This window comes from Clostridium pascui (genome assembly GCF_016908015.1).
GTDB lineage: Bacteria > Bacillota > Clostridia > Clostridiales > Clostridiaceae > Clostridium_AK > Clostridium_AK pascui.
Genome location: NZ_JAFBDB010000005.1, coordinates 1 through 19543, shown reverse-complemented (window position 1 = coordinate 19543; position 19543 = coordinate 1). Strand labels below are relative to the sequence as shown.

General features: G+C 31.9%; 16 protein-coding genes. 11 read left to right on the top strand and 5 right to left on the bottom strand.

The window, feature by feature from the left end; all coding sequences use genetic code 11:
• Nucleotides 1–8 precede the first annotated feature (8 nt).
• From JOC70_RS12580 to JOC70_RS12570, 3 genes are read right to left on the bottom strand one after another with little or no spacing between them, the layout of a single operon-like run.
• Entirely contained in the window at nucleotides 9–521 is a 513-nt protein-coding gene (locus tag JOC70_RS12580; RefSeq protein WP_204599254.1) for a Gx transporter family protein, read from the bottom strand.
• A gap of 18 nt (nucleotides 522–539) precedes the next feature.
• Nucleotides 540–938, bottom strand: a complete 399-nt coding sequence (locus tag JOC70_RS12575) for a NusG domain II-containing protein (RefSeq protein WP_204599253.1) — start codon at nucleotides 936–938, stop codon at nucleotides 540–542.
• Nucleotides 925–1959 (bottom strand): FAD:protein FMN transferase, encoded by a 1035-nt coding sequence (locus JOC70_RS12570; RefSeq protein WP_204599252.1) that lies wholly within the window; start codon nucleotides 1957–1959, stop codon nucleotides 925–927. Before JOC70_RS12570 ends, JOC70_RS12575 begins: the two co-directional genes overlap by 14 nt.
• Before the next feature lie 190 nt (nucleotides 1960–2149).
• On the opposite strand from JOC70_RS12570, the gene JOC70_RS12565 reads away from it, so the two are divergent.
• From JOC70_RS12565 to JOC70_RS12545, 5 genes are all read left to right on the top strand, one after another.
• Nucleotides 2150–2809, top strand: coding sequence for a tetratricopeptide repeat protein (locus JOC70_RS12565; protein ID WP_204599251.1), 660 nt, complete (start codon nucleotides 2150–2152; stop codon nucleotides 2807–2809).
• A 4-nt stretch (nucleotides 2810–2813) separates the two neighbouring features.
• Nucleotides 2814–3497 carry a hypothetical protein gene (locus JOC70_RS12560; protein WP_204599250.1) on the top strand — a complete coding sequence of 228 codons (684 nt, stop codon included), beginning with the start codon at nucleotides 2814–2816 and terminating at the stop codon, nucleotides 3495–3497.
• An 83-nt stretch (nucleotides 3498–3580) separates the two neighbouring features.
• Nucleotides 3581–4084 (top strand): NUDIX hydrolase, encoded by a 504-nt coding sequence (locus JOC70_RS12555; RefSeq protein ID WP_207755310.1) that lies wholly within the window; start codon nucleotides 3581–3583, stop codon nucleotides 4082–4084.
• Between the two features lie 16 nt (nucleotides 4085–4100).
• The gene (gene ppaX, locus JOC70_RS12550) at nucleotides 4101–4739 is read left to right on the top strand and encodes a pyrophosphatase PpaX (protein ID WP_204599249.1); all 639 of its coding nucleotides are present in this window, start codon (nucleotides 4101–4103) and stop codon (nucleotides 4737–4739) included.
• A 341-nt stretch (nucleotides 4740–5080) separates the two neighbouring features.
• Nucleotides 5081–5443 carry a hypothetical protein gene (locus tag JOC70_RS12545; protein WP_204599248.1) on the top strand — a complete coding sequence of 121 codons (363 nt, stop codon included), beginning with the start codon at nucleotides 5081–5083 and terminating at the stop codon, nucleotides 5441–5443.
• Between the two features lie 37 nt (nucleotides 5444–5480).
• On the opposite strand, the gene JOC70_RS12540 is transcribed toward JOC70_RS12545, so the two are convergent.
• Nucleotides 5481–6560, bottom strand: coding sequence for a GerMN domain-containing protein (locus JOC70_RS12540; protein ID WP_204599247.1), 1080 nt, complete (start codon nucleotides 6558–6560; stop codon nucleotides 5481–5483).
• A 149-nt stretch (nucleotides 6561–6709) separates the two neighbouring features.
• Nucleotides 6710–7741, bottom strand: coding sequence for a low-specificity L-threonine aldolase (gene ltaE / locus JOC70_RS12535; RefSeq protein ID WP_204599246.1), 1032 nt, complete (start codon nucleotides 7739–7741; stop codon nucleotides 6710–6712).
• A 193-nt stretch (nucleotides 7742–7934) separates the two neighbouring features.
• Between ltaE and JOC70_RS12530 the strand changes: the two genes are divergently transcribed.
• The 6 genes from JOC70_RS12530 to JOC70_RS12505 all read left to right on the top strand — a co-directional run.
• Nucleotides 7935–9857, top strand: a complete 1923-nt coding sequence (locus JOC70_RS12530) for a PrkA family serine protein kinase (RefSeq protein ID WP_204599245.1) — start codon at nucleotides 7935–7937, stop codon at nucleotides 9855–9857.
• Between the two features lie 4 nt (nucleotides 9858–9861).
• Nucleotides 9862–11040, top strand: coding sequence for a sporulation protein YhbH (gene yhbH, locus JOC70_RS12525; protein WP_204599244.1), 1179 nt, complete (start codon nucleotides 9862–9864; stop codon nucleotides 11038–11040).
• 13 nt (nucleotides 11041–11053) lie between these two features.
• A complete protein-coding gene (locus tag JOC70_RS12520) occupies nucleotides 11054–12418 on the top strand; it encodes a SpoVR family protein (RefSeq protein WP_204599243.1) in 1365 nt (454 codons plus the stop codon).
• Between the two features lie 174 nt (nucleotides 12419–12592).
• Nucleotides 12593–13321 (top strand): ABC transporter ATP-binding protein, encoded by a 729-nt coding sequence (locus tag JOC70_RS12515; protein ID WP_204599242.1) that lies wholly within the window; start codon nucleotides 12593–12595, stop codon nucleotides 13319–13321.
• Nucleotides 13314–14504 carry an ABC transporter permease gene (locus tag JOC70_RS12510; protein ID WP_204599241.1) on the top strand — a complete coding sequence of 397 codons (1191 nt, stop codon included), beginning with the start codon at nucleotides 13314–13316 and terminating at the stop codon, nucleotides 14502–14504. Before JOC70_RS12515 ends, JOC70_RS12510 begins: the two co-directional genes overlap by 8 nt.
• 264 nt (nucleotides 14505–14768) lie before the next feature.
• Nucleotides 14769–19543 (top strand): DNRLRE domain-containing protein (locus tag JOC70_RS12505; RefSeq protein ID WP_204599240.1); only part of this gene is annotated, 4775 nt, incomplete at its 3' end.

Here is a 19543-nt window from a genome sequence, read left to right as displayed (position 1 = left end):
TAAATTCATTAAGATATTCCTTTTAAGAATGGTATCTTTTCTAAATGCTTTGCTAAAAAATTAGTAACAAGTCCTATAAAATATCCAGCTGCTATGGCTGAAATCATAAGTACAGGGAGGTAAAAATATATTTTAAAATCCTGTACAACTAGTGCTGCTATAAAAAGCTGCCCTATATTATGAAATATTGCTCCAGCTATACTTATGCTCCAAAGACTAAAGCTTTCGTTAAACTTTTTATAAAGTATTATCATTACAATATTACTAAGTATTCCGCCAGAAATACTATATAAAAATGCCGACATGTTTCCTCCAAGGAAAGTTCCAAGCAAGGTTCTTAAGAGCATTATAGTCAGTGCCTCTTTAGGCCCCATTATGATTAGGGCTAAAAGTGAAATTGCATTAGCAAGTCCAAGTTTTATACCAGGAAGTATTACCGGAATTTGAGCTTCTATCACATATACTACAAGAGCAATGGCTGTAAGAAGACTCAAAAGAACCATTTTTCGTGTTTTTTTCATTTAATCACCTCAATGCTCTTAATATGAAGCACCATCTATATCAGTTGGAGGCTTATCAGAAGTTTCTCCACCCTCGATACTTATTATAAGTTTATTTGGAAGGCAGACAATTGACTCACCTGCATCAGAAATCCATCCAGTTTTTATACAAACTTTATCGGGACAATCTGCATCTATTATACTAATTTTATCCTTTTCTACTACAATGGTATTAAAATGATCGCCTTCTTTAATATCAAATTTTTCAGGTTTCTTTAATTTTGAAAGATTTATAGTTTTAACAACCTTTCCGTCTGCTTTAATTACAGCTACTTTATCTTTATCTTTAAAGGCTAATTTATAGGCATAGGTTCCAGCACTCATAATCAGTAAAACTGCTATTACTATAACAAATAATATTTTATCACCTTTTTTCATACTTATACTCCTCGTTTGTTATTTTAAAATGATCCTTTAATCCAGAGGTATAATATACTTTTTTATCTGCTGTTACAAATACTGCTTCTACACCATCTAGAGATTCTATAAGCTTCATTCCTTCATCTACACCAAGTACAAAGGTACTAGTAGAAAGTGCATCTCCGTCAACGGATTTATTAGAAATAATAGTAGTTCCTATTATTCCACTTTCAGATGGATACCCTGTTTTAGTGTTTAAAATATGATGATATCTCTTACCATCTTTTATAAAAAATCTTTCGTAATTTCCTGAGCTTACAACAGATTTGCTGCCAACTTTAGCTATAGCAAAATATTCGCCTCTTTCCTTTAAAGGGTCTTGAACACCAATGTTCCAAAGAGATCCATCTAACTTGTTACCGACGGTTAGTACATTGCCGCCCAAGTTAATAAAGGCTGTTTTTACGTTATTGTTTTCTAAAATATCTTTAACTAAGTCTGCAGTATATCCTTTGGCTATCCCGCCTAAATCTATAGCTTGATTAGGGTTTTTAAGTTTAACTTCTTTAGTGTCTTCCTTAATTAACACATCATTATAATTAACAAGCTTTAGTTTATCCTTAATATCACTGTCTTTAGGAAGATTAGCTTTATCCGTCCCAATTCCCCAAAGACTGCTTAAAGGCCCTATTGTTATATCAAAGGCACCATTCGAAAGTTTACTGTATTCAAGGGACTTTTTTATTACATAAAAGGTATCATCGCTAACTTGTACATAAGCTTTACCTGCATTTTTATTTATAAGGGAAACTTCGCTTGTAGGTTTAGTTGTAGACATCTTGTCATCAACTTCAGATATCTTTTTCATAGCTTCATCTGTTGCTTTTTCAGCACTTTTACCATAGGCCTTGATTTCTACAATTGTTCCTAAAAGATAATTTTTCTTAACTACTTCTTTATTTGAATCGCTGCTACAAGAACTAAGTATAAAAGACAAAGAAAAAGCTGCAATTATACCTGCTAGTATTTTTTTCTTCATATTATCCCACCTTTGTTACGTTTATTGTCAAAAATAAAAACATATTTATTATAACATAAATGTATTTATATTTGTATGAATTATAGTATATTATGGGGATTAGTTAATTCATTTGTATTAAAAGGGTAGATTTTTAACTATGGGAAGATATATAATAGAAATGTTAATCTTTTAAGAAGGAGTGAACTTTATGAAAAGTCAAAGCAATTATCATACCATAAAAAAGTTTCAGCAGATGGTACAAGAGGAATATAACACAAACATAAATGAAGAAAATTATATTGAGTCAATTTTAAAGGAAGTAGAAAAAAATACTTCATTACATAATTATTTTAAACAGTACATAGAAGAAAATAAGGATAAGCTTGATGTTTTATGGGCATTAGAAATGTTCTTATTTATAAGAGCCTCAGAAAAGAAAGATGTAGAAGCAGTAGAAAACTACAGCAAAAGATTAAAAATATATGCTGATAATTATTACACCGAATATGTATTAGCGGATATGGGCTTAAGATATTATGGAAACATATTTGAAAGTAAGGAAAGGTTTTTAAAATCACTTGAGTTAAAGAAAAATGATTCAATGTCATACTATAACTTAGGATATATATATAATCTTTTAGGAATGTTTGATAAGTCCTTAGAAAACTATCAAAAATCAAGCTTCTTTAGTGATGAGGCACCTAATGGAGAAGAGTTAAAAGTTAAAGCACTTTATAATATGGCTAAGCATTATCTTATAGTGAAAAATGATGATGAAAAATCAGAAATTGTATTAAATGAAGTGCTGGCAATTAATCCAGATTACAGTAATGCAAGACAAATGTTAGCCAGCTTGAAAGGAGAATAATACTATGGGAAATAACAATACTCATGACATATGGTTACCAGATCAGCTTACAGCAGTAAAATTATTTTTAACGCAAATAGAATGTTCTTTAAATGAAAAGTTTGAAGCTTTAGATGGAAAAACACTTTATGAATATACAGTTATAAATAAAGATGCTTCGGGAATATTAAAGGTAATGCCGGAACTTGAAAAATCACCAATACAGGATGAATATAAAAAAATGCTTCCATTACATAAGTCCGATTTTATATACCAATCTGTTTATAAGAAAACAGGAGGAGTACTTAATTTATTTTATGGAGAAATAAAGGAATCCATGGATAATACTTTAAAAGATTTAACAAATAAAAAGGGAAATAGAAAAGAAGCTATAGATGCGTGGGTTGGTACCCCTTCAGAACTTTATAGTGCATTAACTCCAAAGCTTGTATGGGCAGGCGGTGGAAAGATTGAAAAGGAGCTTTTATTTGATTTTGGGAAAAAGCTTACAGAAGCAGTAGGAAAAGAAACTTTTTATACTCAAGGGGGAGCTGTTACAAGAGCCATAGAATTTTTAAGAGTGTGGCAGCTATCTTATAATGAAATATGTGATGATACTCCAATGAATGCTATCATAAAAGAGAGACAGGAAATATATAATCAAAAGGTTAAGCTTTTAAATGAACTAGGAATAGAGCACGATTTTTAAAGGAAGCATCTCACCAAAGTGAGATGTGCTGATTTATCACGAAATCAAAGATTTCTATAAATTATGCAAGGGGTGAATTAATCATGGATAAGTTAATATATGATGGATGGTTAAAACTTTATAAAAGGGAAGTTAAAGATAGGGAATATGAAATAGTTAAAAATCATGATGCAGTTTCAGCTGTAGTATTAAATGAAGAAAATGAAATACTTTTAGTAAGACAATTTAGACCTGCAGTAATGAAAGAAACCTATGAAATTCCAGCGGGAGTCCTAGATGTAGAAGGGGAAGCAATAGAAGACTGCTTGATACGTGAACTTCAAGAAGAAACGGCACTAAATGTTAAAAGAGATGATGTTAAGAAAATAGTTTCCTATAAACCTATACTAGGATTTAGCGCAAGTACTATGAATATGTTTTTAGTAAATATAAATAAGGGTGACTTTGATACAAGTAAAATACAAGATGAAGATGTATTAGAAGGAAAATGGGTAGATTTTAGTACATTTGAAAACATGGTTTCAAGCGGAGAAATAATAGATGATAAAACCATAATGGGATATTTTTATTTAAAGTCGCTTAAATAGGTAATAGGAGGGGACAATGATAAAGGCAATACTTTTTGACTTAGATGGAACTCTTATAGATACCAATGATTTAATATTAAAATCCTTTAGGCATGTTTTTGACACTCATTTAGGGCATTTAACTATAGAAGATGAAGAAATAGTTAAAACCTTTGGAGAGCCTTTAATGGGGGTAATGGAGAGATATGGTAAGGATAGAGCAAAATTCTTATATGATACATACATAAAATATAATGAAGCAATTCATGATGAGCTAACAAAGGAAATAAAGGGAGTTAAAGAAGGTTTAACCGCTTTAAAGCATAAGGGATTTAAGCTTGGAATAGTTACTTCTAAAAGAAGAGCTATAGCCTTAAGAGGACTTAAATTATTTAATTTAGATAGGTTTATGGATGTGGTTATAACTCCAGAGGACACATTAAAACATAAACCAGAAGGAGAGCCCGTTTTGAAGGCTTGCGAAATTCTGGATGTGTCTCCAAAAGAATCCTTAATGGTAGGAGACAGCCACAATGATATTCTTTGCGGCAAAAATGCAGGAGCTTTAACATGCCTTGTGAAATATACAGCTCTTTCTGTAGATGAAATACTTACTCATAAGCCTGATTATGTAATAGACTCTATTGAAGAAATAGTAGAATTGGTTAATATTTAAGGGTTAATGTTGAACTAACAGTATGGAATTTGCATTTAGGAAAGCGTTCATTTCGCTAAAAACGGCTAATATTTATAAATTTAAAATACCTAAGCCTTCTAAACTCGCTGTGCTCAGACAGTAGAAGGCTCTTAACGGTATTTTTAATTTATAAATAAAGCCGTTTTAAAGCTCATTCAATGCTTTCTACAATGCAAATCCCATACTATAGTTCAACATTAAAAATATTACTAGAAACTTACTAAAGGAAGAAATTCAGTGAACTGAATTTCAACTATATATATAGTTATTGACATATAAGTGATGTATTGGAAAGCAATAGTATTGGGGATGAATGGGAAATGGTTAATAATAAAATTAAAACTCAGTGGATAGGGGAAAATCTAACTATTTGGCTGTTAGCTTTAATCACATGTTATTGGTTCCTGGAACATAACAATTTCATAACTATTATTTGTTTAATCTTATCGGGAATTGTATTAGTAGTTTTTTATGTTCTAGGTAAAAAGGGTATACTAGCTGATATATATACAAAAAATAATGATTCTAATGATAAATTTATTCAAGTTCTCAGTGTAATAGTTTTACCGATTTTTCTCATTTATGCTAGGGATACAGGAACTGGTAAGGAAATTGCTTATTTTACGTTTTTTGCATTTTCTATTACGGATATGATTATGCAATATAAAAACTTAAGTAATTAAAAAAGGAAATTGCATCAGTTGCAATTTCCTTTTTTAATTACTTGTATTCAATTATGTTTTTATAATCAGTTCTAAGAACTTCGCCTTCTTCAAGAAGAATGTGTCCTGAGCTGTAAGGCTTTCCATCCATAGTTATTATTACGTTAGTGGTATTGTAATAATCTCCAAGGGTGTTTGTTATTCCTTTTAATATAGCTGCTTCTAAGCCGCTTCCAGCATTCATTTCAGTAACTAAGTTTCCTGTGAAATCTACCATTACTGTATTAGATTTTTGATTTAAATAAAGCTTGTTAATTTTTACCTTTTGTCCAATCAGCGGGTTAAAATCTTTATTTGGACTTTCTTTTAAATATTTTTCAAAGGCCGCCTTAGTATCATCATTTGTTTTGAAATTTAAAGCTATCTTGTGAAAAACCATTCTGTCATTTGCATAATCAGGATAATAGAATTTAGTTGTTTGAACTACAGGAGCATCTTTAATTATTTTTTCTAGTGAAGTTGTAACTTCCATACCATTTGATTTAAATAGGCTTTTTACTAAGCCTTGATTTAAAGCATAATAATCATAAGTTGTAGAATCTCCATGTTCTGTAGTTACTTCTAGCGCTTTATAGCTCCCAGAAGGAGTAGTTACTTCTTTATCCACAGCAGAAATATATCTTTTTTTGCCATCAGATAGTGTCCATGAAGTTCCTTTCTTCAAAGGTTCTTTTAACAGAATTTCGTACTTACTATATTCATTATTAGTTAAGTTATCCCTATAATAAAACTCTCCTACAGAATCTAGGAGTCTTAGCTCTCCATCTGTATACTGTAATACCTGTGCTAAGGTAGTACCAGCATTTATGCTCCTAAGCTGAATTTTATTTCCATTTATGAAATCTGTGTATACAGTTTTTTCAGCATATTCATTTCCAATTCCCTCATATTTTAGTGTTATATTTTCTTTAAAAGGATAATAATCTTTTATAGTGTAATTTGTAGTTTGCTCAGTAGGATTATCTGTTGGCGTTTTATCTCCAGTTGGATTATTATTTACAGTATTATTTTTGCTGCAAGAAGCGAGGAATACAAAGGACAAACATAACAATATACAAATCTTTTTAAAGTTCTTCATAAATATACCTCCTTAAGTTAATTTAATTATTACTTTAATTATACAAAAAATATTAGAAAATAGGTGTATAAATAAAAAATAAATATTAAAATATAGCATAAATATTAAAATTTAGGATAAAAGTAAGGGACAAGCAATGCTTGTCCTAACTATTTTCCATTTAATAACTGTTTTAAAATATTTACACATATATTAATATGTTCTTTATTAACCCAGTAGTTAGTAACAAATCTAAATTCACCATTTTCAGGTGGGTTTATCTTAATGCCATTTTTATAAAATTCATCTACTATAAGTTTATCGTCAATAGAGGAATCTTCTATGCTAAAGAATACCATATTAATGTGAATTTGGTCAAGGTTTACATTAATACCCGGAATTTTGGATAATTCTTCTCCTAAAAATCTAGCATTTTCATGATCAACTTTTAAGTGCTGTCTCATATCTTTAAGGGCAACCAATCCTGCTGCAGCTAGTATTCCCGCTTGTCTCATTCCGCCGCCCATAATCTTTCTCTTTTTACGTGCTTTTGCAATAAATTCTTTAGAACCTGCAATCATGGAACCTATAGGAGCACACAGACCCTTTGAAAGACAAAACATAACAGAATCACAGTATTTAGTTATGTCAGAGGCTTCCACATCTAAAGAAGCAGCTGCATTAAAAAGTCTTGCACCATCTAAGTGAACAGGTAAGTTATGCTTTTTAGCTGCTTCATATATTTCTTTCATATTTTGAATAGACATAACTCTTCCATTAGAATGAGCGTTTTCTACACATATTAAACTGGTTTCAGGAAAATGTATATCTTCACCTCTTATAGTTTTTTCAACTTCGCTGGGATTCATTTCTCCTTTATTGCTTTTTAAAGGCCTTATCTGAACTCCAGCAATGATTGCAGGCGCGCCTACTTCATGCTGAAGAATGTGACAGTTTTCCTCCAGTATAACTTCAGTGCCGCGAAGGCAGTGTGTAAATAATGAAAGCTGATTTCCAAAGGTGCCAGTAGGAACAAATAGTGCAGCTTCTTTATTAACTAACTTTGCAGCATATTCTTCTAATTCCTTAACAGTAGAATCATCTTCATATACATCATCGCCAACTTCAGCATTATACATAGCTTTTCTCATTTCTTCAGTTGGCTTTGTTACTGTATCACTTCTCAAATCAATAAAACTCATTCAAATACCCCCAATACAAAATGTCTTATTTTTATTATAACTTAAAATTAATTTTAAATAAACTTAAATGTTCATAATATTTACCAGTGGATTACGACATTATTGAGGTTCTAAATATATGTTTTTCCTAATATAAATAAATACAACAATAGAATAGAAGCGAATAATTAATCAATTTAGTATGGAGGGAATTATGAATTTTAAAGAGTTGATAGAGAAGGATAGAGAAAGAAGAAAAAGCGATAAATTTGAAGGAACTTTCCTTGACTATTTGGAAATATTGAAAAATAATCCTGAAGTATATAAATTAGCTCATGAAAGAATGCATGAGATAATAACTCGTGAAGGCGTAGAAGTATTAGATCCAGAGGAAAATATAAGAATAAGAAAGATATATGGAAATCAAGTAATTAAAAGTTATAAGTTTTTTAAAAATGACTTCTTTGGAATAGACAAAACTTTAATGAAACTTGTTAATTATTTTTATTCAGCATCTATGAAAGGTGAAGAATCAAGACAGGTATTATATCTTGTAGGACCTGTAGGATCAGGAAAGTCTTCTTTGGTTGAATCTCTTAAAAAGGCACTTGAAACATCAGAATCAGTATATGGCTTAAAGGGATGTCCTATGAGAGAAGAACCACTTCATTTAATTCCTAAACATTTAAGAAAAGAATTTGAAGAAGAGCTTGGAATTAAAATAGAGGGAGATTTATGTCCAGTATGTAGATATAAATTACTTCATGAATATAATGGAGAATATGAAAAATTCCCAGTAGAAAAAGTAGACTTTTCAATCAGATCAAGGAAGGGCATAGGAGTTGTGCCGCCAGTTGATCCAAATAATCAAGACACATCTGTCCTCATTGGTTCTGTAGATATCTCAAAGATGGATCTTTATGCTGAAGACGACCCTAGAATATTTGCATTAAATGGAGCCTTTAACGTAGGTAATAGAGGGCTTGTAGAGTTTATTGAAGTATTCAAAAATGATGTTGAATACCTTCATACTATAATAACAGCTACTCAGGAAAAATCTATACCATCACCAGGAAAAGGCTCTATGATATATTTTGATGGAGTAATCCTTGCCCATTCAAATGAAGCAGAATGGACTAAATTTAAATCAGATCATACCAACGAAGCAATACTAGATAGAATAGTAAAAATAGAAGTACCATATTGCATGGAGCTAAATGAAGAGAAAAAGATTTATAAAAAGATACTTGGTAAGAGTAATTTTGCTGCTCACATTGCACCTCATACTATAGATATAGCAGCTATGTTTGCCATACTTACAAGGCTTCAGCCATCTAATAAAGTTGACCTCTTAACTAAGCTTAAAATTTATAATGGAGAAGAAATTGTAGAAAAGGGAACCACTAAAAAGATTGATATCACAGAGCTTAGAGAAGAAGCAGGACTTAGAGAAGGTATGAGCGGTATTTCAACTAGATTTATAGTTAAGGCAATAGACAATGCATTATCCGAATCTAAGGAAGGCTGCATAAACCCATTAAGTGTAATGGAAAGCATTATAAAATCCGTTAAAGATTTAGATATAGCAGATGACGAAAGAAAGAAATATCTAGCGCTGCTTCAAGATACAATAAGGAAAGAATACAATAAGATTTTAGAAAAGGAAATCACTAAGGCATTTATCCAAAGCTTTAGAGAACAGGCAGAAAGCTTATTTAATAACTACTTAGATCATGCTGAAGCTTTTGTTAACAAGACAAAGATTAAGGATAAGGCAACTGGAGAGCAGCTTGAGCCAGATGAAAAATTTATGCGCTCCATAGAAGAACAAATAGGAATTTCAGATAGCTCAGCGAAGGGATTTAGATCCGATGTAACTTCTTATATGTTCTATTTGGTAAGAAAGGGAGCTAAGATAGATTACACTTCCTACGAACCACTAAAAGAAGCTGTAGAAAAGAAATTAACCTATTCTGTAAGAGAAATGTCTAGAATTATAACTAAGTCTAGAGTTAGAGACAAAGAGCAAAATCAAAAATACAATGCAATGGTAGAAGAAATGAAGAGAAATGGCTATTGTGATGAGTGCTGTGATGTAATACTTAAATACGCAGCTAATAACCTATGGAAGGATTGATATTATGGCAATCTTTAGAGAGTTTAATCCTATCCCTCACGATAGAACAGCGGAGGATAGAAGAAGACATCAAAAGCTTGTGGAAGATTCCATAAAGAAAAATTTAGTAGATATCCTTTCTGAAGAGAGCTTAATAGGCCAAAACTCCCAGAAAAAAATAAAGATTCCTATAAAGGGTATAAAGGAATATCAATTTGTATATGGTAAAAATACTTCTGGAGTTGGAAGTGGAGACGGGTCTGAAAAAAGGGGAGATGTAATTGGCAGCGAAAAGGAAGGCAATGCAAAGGGGAAGGGAAACAAGGGTGCAGGAAATGAGGAAGGAGAAGATATATTTGAAACTGAAATCACACTAGAAGATATTTTTCAATATATTTTCGATGACTTAGAACTTCCAAACTTAAAAAAGAAAAAGATCTCCGAAATCCTTATGGAAGGCTCCAAGAAGAAATCAGGATATCAAAGAAATGGAATTCCACCAAGACTTGCTAAGAAGAGAACCGTTGTGGAAAAGCTAAAAAGAAAGCAGGGCATGAAAAGAGCATTAAGAGAAAATAATGAAAGTCCATCAATAGAAAGATTCCCATTTAAGAAGGATGATATAAGATATTATAGAGTAAAGCCTAGAATGAAAAAAGAGTATAACGCAGTGGTAATATGCATAATGGATACTTCTGCATCCATGGATCAAACCAAAAAATATCTTGCCCGCTCATTTTTCTTCATGCTTTATAGCTTTATAAGGATGAAATATGAAAAAGCACAGGTAGAATTTATAGCACACTCTACAGTAGGAAAAATCGTAACAGAAGATGAATTTTTTCATAAGGTAGAGTCAGGGGGAACCTATGTATCCAGTGGATATCAAAAGGCACTAGAGCTTATACGCGAAAAGTATAATCCATCTCAGTATAATATTTATGCCTTCCATGCAAGTGATGGAGATAACTGGAGTGAAGATAATGAAAGGGCTGTAAAATCAGTAAATGAATTATGTGATGTATGTAACTTATTTGGATATACAGAAATAATGACCTATGGATATTCCAGTACCATAAAGAAGAAATACTCTCAAGATATAAAGAGAGATAATTTTGCAATGGTTTCTATGCAAAAGAAAGAGGATTTATGGAATGCCATTAAGGATATGCTGAAGGCGGAAATGAGCCAATCTGCAGAATAAAGGGGGTGGCAGCATGGATTATACTATAAGTGAACTTGAAAAGTGGAATGAAAAGATAGAAAAAGTAGTTAAAAAATTTGGACTTAATTATTATCCTCAGGAGTTTGAAATAATAGATCATAATGATATGCTGGCTTATGAGGTATATGTGGGTATGCCTGCCCACTATCCTCACTGGAGCTTTGGTAAGGCATATGATAAGCTGAGAACATTGTATAACTATAACCTTACAGGGCTTCCCTATGAAATGGTTATAAACTCAAGTCCATGCTTAGCTTATTTAATGAAGGATAATACTCTTCTTTTGCAAATACTAACCATGGCTCATGTATATGGACACAATGATTTTTTTAAGAATAATAGACTTTTTAAAACAGCAACCGATGCTTCCTACACCATTGAAATGTTTAAAAGCCATGCAGATAGAATAAGAGACTATATAAATGACCCAAGTATTGGATATGAAGAAGTAGAAAAGATGTTAAATGCAGCTCATGCTGTAAAGCTTCAAAGAGAGAGAAGTATAGGAATAAAAAAGATGTCCAATGAAGAAGTAAAGCAGAGAATAATTAAGGATTATATAACTGAAGACACTACAGATGTATTAAAACCTTGGGAAAAGAAAAGTTTAAATAATATAGAAAAAATACCACTAGAACCTGATGAGGACATTTTAGGATTTGTAATAAGATATGGAGATCTTACTTCTTGGCAAAAAGACATTGTAGATATAGTAAGACAGGAAACAGAATACTTCCTTCCTCAAATAGAAACAAAGATTATGAATGAGGGATGGGCAAGTTATTGGCACTACAATATATTAAAGGAACTAGAACTTCCTACCTCCCTTCACTTGGAATTTATAAAAAGGCATAATGATGTAATAACTCCTCTTGAGGGCAGAATAAATCCTTATTATATGGGCTTTAAAATATTTGAGGATTTAGAGAAAAAATATGGCAGAGAAAAAATATTTGAAGTAAGAGAGCTTGAGAGAGATGCATCCTTTATAAGAAGATACCTCACAGAGGAGCTATGCAGTGAAATGAATTTATTCCAGTTTGGAAAACACGATAGAGATTATGTAATAGAAGAAGTATCCGACGAAGATGGATTTAAACAAATAAGAAATACCATTTGCAGCTCCTGCGGTATGGGAAGTATACCTGCCATTGCAGTAACAGATATGAGCCTTTACAATAAGACTCTTGTATTACAGCACACCTTTGATGGAAGAGAATTAGACTTGATTTATGGTGTGGAAACATTAAAGTATATAGTAGACTTATGGGGACACAAGGTGATTTTAAAGACTCGCATAGACGGAAAGGATACGGACATAGTTTGTAATATAGATAAGGGCATAACTTATGTATAAATTTTATTAAAAGATTTAATTTAAAAATCATTAGGGAACATTTAGTGTATTATAATTGCACTTATGTTCCTTTGTTATTTGTAAAAATAATACAAAAATTTAATAAATAGGTTTTACATAATTGCAAATATAATTTAAAATGATATTAGTATAAAGTATACTTAGGAGGATTTTATGATAGAAGTTAATAACTTATCAAAACAATTTAAAAATATAAAAGCAGTTGATAATGTAAACTTTAAAGTAAATAAAGGTGAAATATTAGGACTCCTTGGAGAAAATGGAGCAGGAAAGACAACTACTCTTAGAATGATAGCCACAATGCTAAAACCTACTTCAGGAGATGCAGTAATTGAAGGTTACAGCATAACAAAGGAGCCTTCAAAGGTAAGAGGGGAAATAGGTATACTCTTTGGAGGAGAAGTTGGATTATATGACAGGCTTACAGCAAGGGAAAATATGATGTACTTTGCAAGACTTAATGGAATGAATGATGAAGAAGCTAAAGAAAGCATAGAAAATTTAATTAATATGCTTCAAATGGAGGAGTTTATAGATAGAAGAGTAGGCAAGTTTTCCAGAGGAATGAAGCAAAAGGTAGCCATAGCAAGATCCATAGTTCATAAGCCTTCTGTAATGCTCTTTGATGAGCCTACCATAGGACTAGATGTTACCGCATCAAAAATAGTGCAGGACTTTATATTAAGCTGCAAGGCAGAAAATAAGTCCATAATATTTTCAAGTCACAGTATGAGGGAAGTGGAAAAGCTCTGCGATAGAATTATAATAATTCATAAAGGCAAGTTAATAGAAGAAGGAACTGTAGAGGAATTAAAGAAAAAGTACAATAATTGCGATATGGAAGAGATATTTATAAGTTTGGTAGGTGATAAAAATGAGTAGTATAGCATTTACGGTATTTAAAAAGGAGCTTAGGGATATATTTAGAGATAAAAAGACACTTTTAGTAAGCGTATTAATCCCTTTAATTCTATTTCCTATAATGTTTTATGCTATGGGGAAAACCGGTGCTGATAACGTAAAAAAGGTTGAAAACAACTTTAAAGTAGCAATAAATGGAGGAGAACGCACACAATTTAGGAGGATTATAGAAAATTACCCTAAATTAAAAATCACTCCTTCAAGTAACATTGAGGAAGATGTTAAAAATGGAAATATATTAATTGGAATAGAAATTCCTGATAATGTGGATGCGCTTTTAGAAGAAGAAAAAGGTACCTCTGTTAAGATTATATTTGACAATACAAGCCAGCAGTCATCTATGGCTCAAGGTATGATAGAGAAAACCATTGAAGACTATAATAAGCAGGTGGTATCCCACAGACTTCAAAAGAGAAATATAGATATATCCATATTAAATCCAGTGAATGTAGAATATCAGACCTCAACCACAGATAAGGACAGTATGGGTAAAATAATGCTTTCTATGCTTCTGCCGCTTTTTCTTGTTATATACAGCATAACAGGGCCTATGGGTGCAGCGGTGGATTTAGGAGCGGGAGAAAAGGAAAGAGGAACACTAGAGCCTCTTTTAACCACTCAGGCAGGAAGAATGTCACTTTTATGGGGGAAGTTCTTTGCAATAGCTGTAGTAGGACTTATGACCACAGGAGCTTCAATGCTGGGACTTTTAATATCTTTAACCAAATTTGGAGAAACCCTTGGAACTGAAGGAGGAGCTATCAGTTTAAATTTAGGAGCTTCAACCTTTGCTTTGATATTTTTAATGATAATACTTTTAAACATGACCTTTGGAGCATTGGAACTTTCTATAAGCATATATGCCCGTTCCTTTAAGGAAGCACAAACCTATTTAGCACCGCTTAATATAATAGCATTGGTACCAGTTTACACAACTTATATGCTGGATGCTAGAAATATAGATACTTTTTACTTCCATATACCTGTAGCAAATACAGTGTGTCTGCTTAAGGAGTTTTTAGCAGGAGTGTTTAATACATCTCATATTTTAATGACCTTTGGATGGATTTTAGTATACATTATGGCAGCCATATTCTTTGCAAGATATATGTTTAGCAAGGAAGAAGTTATATTTAGAACATAGTGAGTGAATATAGGATTTGCATTTAGAAAAGTTTTACTGCTTTTGTAATGCAAATCCTTTTTTTATGGATTTTGAAGTTAAATATTGTTAAATTATATCAGGGTATGAATGGAACATAATCCATATTATATGGAAAACATGTAATTAAATCGCGTACACGTACTTGTATATGGAATTAAGTTCATAAATTACAAACAAACCACTATTGTTGTTAATATATCGTTCATATTATTATTAACATGCAATGGCGAAAGGAGAGAATTTATGAACAAACTATTTCAACAATGTATAGCAAGAATGCTTATTGTATTTATGATTACTGTAATGCTTCCTGTCAGGATATTCGCAGCAGGTGAAGACGGCATAGTTACTACTGCACAGGAAATTTCAGAAAACATAAATATAGAATCAGAAGAATTGGAAGCAAAAATAGTTGGGGAGGTAAAGGAAAAAAGAGAGAAAAACGTTAAATACTTTTTTAAGGACAATGGAACCTATGAGGCTGCAATTTATAACACTCCAGTGCATTACTTAGAAAATGGAGTATGGAAGGATATCGATAACAGCTTGATAGAGGAAAAGGATGAAGAAAACAGTAATGTTTTAGGTAACAAGGAAAACGATTACAAAGTAAAGATAGCAAAAAATTCCAACTCCAAAAAGTTAGTAAAAATTCAAAAGGACAAATATGAATTATCTTGGAATATAGAAAGTGGAAATAAGTCTAAATCCGAGGTACAAGCTTTAGATGAAGAAAAGCTCAATGAAGATACAGAGAAAGAAGTAGTAGAGGATTTAGAAAATAACAAGGCATTAAAAAAGAAATCACAAGCAGAAAAAGAAAAAATAAAAAACAACGCCATTGAAAATGAAAAGAAGAAAATTGTTAAAAACACCTCATCTTCAGTAAAGTTTACTGAAATTCTTGAAGGGGTGGACTTAAGCTATGATATTTTAAGTGATAATGTAAAAGAAAACATAATTATAAACAAGCCTATAGAAAATCCTACATTTAAGTTTAATTTATACATAAAAAACTTAATACCAAAACTTCAAAAGGATAAAACCATAATATTTTATGATGAAAAGGATAGTAATAAAGCAGTATTTATGATGAATGCACCTTTTATGGTGGATGCTAAAGGCGAGCATAGTGAAAATATAGAAATAACTTTAGAACAAAGTAAAAAGGATTATAATTTAACAATAATTCCAAACAAGGAATGGATAAATAATCCTGATAGAGCATTTCCAGTGGTTCTTGATCCGCCAGTTAGAACAGACTTGGGTATTACCAGTATTCAAGATAGTTTTGTAGGCTCTAATGTAGCTGGAAACAATTATAGCAATGCTATATCCCTTGGAGTAGGAAATGGAAGCGGCTCAGGAACTACAAGAAGCTTTTTAAAGTTTCAGCTTCCAGCTGATTTAAATAAGCCAGGTTCTGTAGTGGTAAATGCAAAGCTTAACTTAGCACTATATAAAACTAATCTGGAAAGCAGACAAATAAATGTACATAAGGTCTTAGGAGATTGGCAGTCAAGTACAATAACTTGGAGTAATAAACCTGATTACTATTCTCATGTGGAAGATTATGAAAATGTAAAAGGTGAACTAGGAACTTGGTTTGATTGGGATATTACTACCATAGTAAGAGAATGGCTAAAAAGCGGAAAAAATTATGGGGTTATGCTGAAGTACGATAATGAAAGTACGGGATATAATGAATTTTTTTCGTCAGACTATGGGGATGAAATAGGCAGACCTCAAATTATTATACAATATGTAAACAATTCAGGACTTGAAAGTTATTGGACTTATCAATCACAAAGTGCTGGCAGGGCAGGTACTGGCTATATAAATAGTGCAAATGGGAATTTAGTATTTGTTCATAACGACTTATCCATGAGTGGAAACAAAATGCCAGTTACTATAAATCATGTATATAACAGCAATGATAGAGCATCCAGCATAGGCTACGGTAATGGATGGAGGTTAAATTTAAATCAAAGAGTAACTCCTAAAACATTTTTTAATGAAACTTGGTATGAGTATATAGATGAAGATGGGACGCTGCATTATTTTTCTCCAAGCTCAGAGTCAGGAGTTTATAAAGATGAATCAGGAATAGATTTAACTTTAAAGAAAAATGCAGATGAAAGTTTTACTATAGAGGATAAAGAAAATAATAAGCTAATTTTTAATTATGGCGGATATCTATTAAAGATACAAGACAGTAATGGAAATACGCAGTTACTTTCTTATGATGGAACAAAGCTAAAAAGCGTAACGGAAAAAGGCCCAACAAATGAAACGGACAGAACAACAGAATTTATTTCATCAACTGCGGGATATTTACTTGAAATTATAGATCCAAGTAAAAGAAAAACCATTTTTGGTTATACTGGAACAAAACTCACTAAGATAATTTATCCAGACAAAAGAGAAGTATCTTATAATTATGACAGCAATAATAATTTAGCAGATGCAATAAATATCGATGGATACAAAATAAATTATGGGTATTCTTCTAGTGCTCCTTACTTAGTAAATAAGGTACAAGAATTTGGAACAGATAATAGTCCAGGATCAAATTTAGATTTGGTTTATGGTAATAATTCCACCATATTTACTCAAATAGTTAATGAAGACCCTGGTATAAGAAGAAATATATATCAATTTAATGACTATGGAAATACCATAAGCATAAAGGACAATGAGGATGCTACTGGAGTATCTTACAACTTTGGAAGAAATTTAGGTACAGACAAAAATAAATTAACCCTTGAATCTAAGCTTCAAAAAACTATTATAAATTATTTAAAAAATCATAATGTAGAAATTACAAATAACAGCTGGAGTGCAGGCAACGACTCAGCTTCAGTGGGAAGTGCAGCTTTCACTACAGAGCATAAATATATAGGAAATCAAGCCTTAAAGATAACAAAAACCAATAATACAGGGGCGCACTTTTATAAACAGGCAGTTACTCTGCAAAAGGGTAAAACCTATACTTTTTCTGGTTATATAAGGGCCAAAGATATTTCAAGTGCAAGCAAAAAGGGTGCAGTTTTATATGTAGAAAGCGGAGGACAGATAATAGCACAATCCAACTTTATAAGAGGGGACAGCGATTGGCAGAAGGTGGAGGCAACCTTTGCAATTCGACAAGATGCAGCAACGGCTGCTGTAGAAGTGAAAGCAGGAATAATTGAGGGAACAGGAACAGCCTACTTTGACTGTTTTCAACTTGAAGAAGGGGAAATTTCCAACAGATATAACTTGGTAGAAAACTCTGATTTTAATCTTGACAATGGAGCTGGAACCTATTGGAATAAAGCTAATAGTGATGCAAATGACAAGGTAGTAAGCACAGATAATAAATTAGCTTTTCAAATTAAGGGCTCAGCGGCTTTAAAAAAGAGCGTAAATCAAACCATAAAGGTTTCAGGTAAAAAGGGAGATACCTTCGTACTTAGCGGATGGGCTATAGGAAAATCTGTACCTGTAACAGAAGAAGGGGAAAGACTTTTTGCATTAGATATTGGAATAAAAAAGAATAGTGGAGGATATCAGTATAAAGTTGTAACTTTCAATCCAGATTCATCTGAATGGCAGTATGCAGCAGATGCTATTCTAGCAGAAGATGATTATTCTGAGGTAAATGTATATGGATTATACTACGGCAATTTAAATACAGCAAGCTTTGATAACATACAGCTTTATAGAGAGGAATTTGCACAAAGCTACAGCTATGATGATAAGGGTAACTTAGCATCTACACAAAATTTAGCAGCACAGAAATCCCAATTTAAGTACGACGGCAATAATAATTTAGTCAATGCCATAGACCCAAAGGGGTCAAATTTTAAATATACCTACGATGAAAAACATAATATAAAGACTGCAGCTTCTGGTGAGAATGTTATATATTCCTTTGATTATGATTCCAACGGAAATCCTGTAAAGGCAAAAATAGGAGATGACTCCCTATTTATAAATTCTGAATCTACCTATACTCCTAGTGGAAATTATATTTCTAAACTCACAGATGCATCTGGAAACGAAGTCGACTACACTTATTATGATGAAGTCAAAGGAAACTTAAAAACCGTTACAGATGGAAAACGTACGGATACTACCTACACCTATTATGATTCAGATAAGCTAGAAAGTGTATTCAAACAAGTAGATGGACAAGAAGTTAAAAATGTATATAAATATAAAGATTACAATAAAGATGACAAATTAGAAACTATAACTCACAATGGATTCAATTATAAATTTGAGTATGATGTTTTTGGTAATAATAATAAGGTTTTGGTAGGAGATCAAAGTTTAATAACCAATACCTTTGATAACCTAACAGGAAATCTTACTAATTCAACATATGGTAATGGACACATAACCTCAATTATCTATGACAACTTAGGAAGAATTACAGGCAGAAAATATAATGGATTAGAAAAATTTAAGTACTCCTACGATGCTTTTGGAAATTTAGGAAAGCATGAAGACCTAGAAAACGGTATAAGTTATAGATACTTCTATGACATGGCAAACAGGCTTACAAAGGTTGAGGATTCTAATAAAAACAGCACTGAATACAGCTTTGATATAAACAGTAATTTAAACAGTGCTACAGAAAAAATAAATAATGTTCCTTATGCTACAAAATACCAATATGATAGAGACAATAAGCTTAAGGATATATATTATGATAGATATAAGGTAGATAATTCAAAGGTTCAAAGCTTTTCTCTAAATAATAACCTAATGGGTGATAAGGGAATAAACCCTTATGATGAAAATGCAGTTTTTGAAAAGAATGATGCTTATGATACAGCCTTAGCTGCATATGAAGGCACCACTAATTTAGTGAAAAATAACTCTTCCTTTGAAAACAGTACTTCCTCATGGGTTGTAGGAGATATGGGCTCTGGAACAGGAAAGCTTAGAGTTGTAAATGACGGATTTTATGGAACAAAGGCTTTAGAGCTGTATGATTCAGATGGTTTATATGATGGAAGTAAGACTAA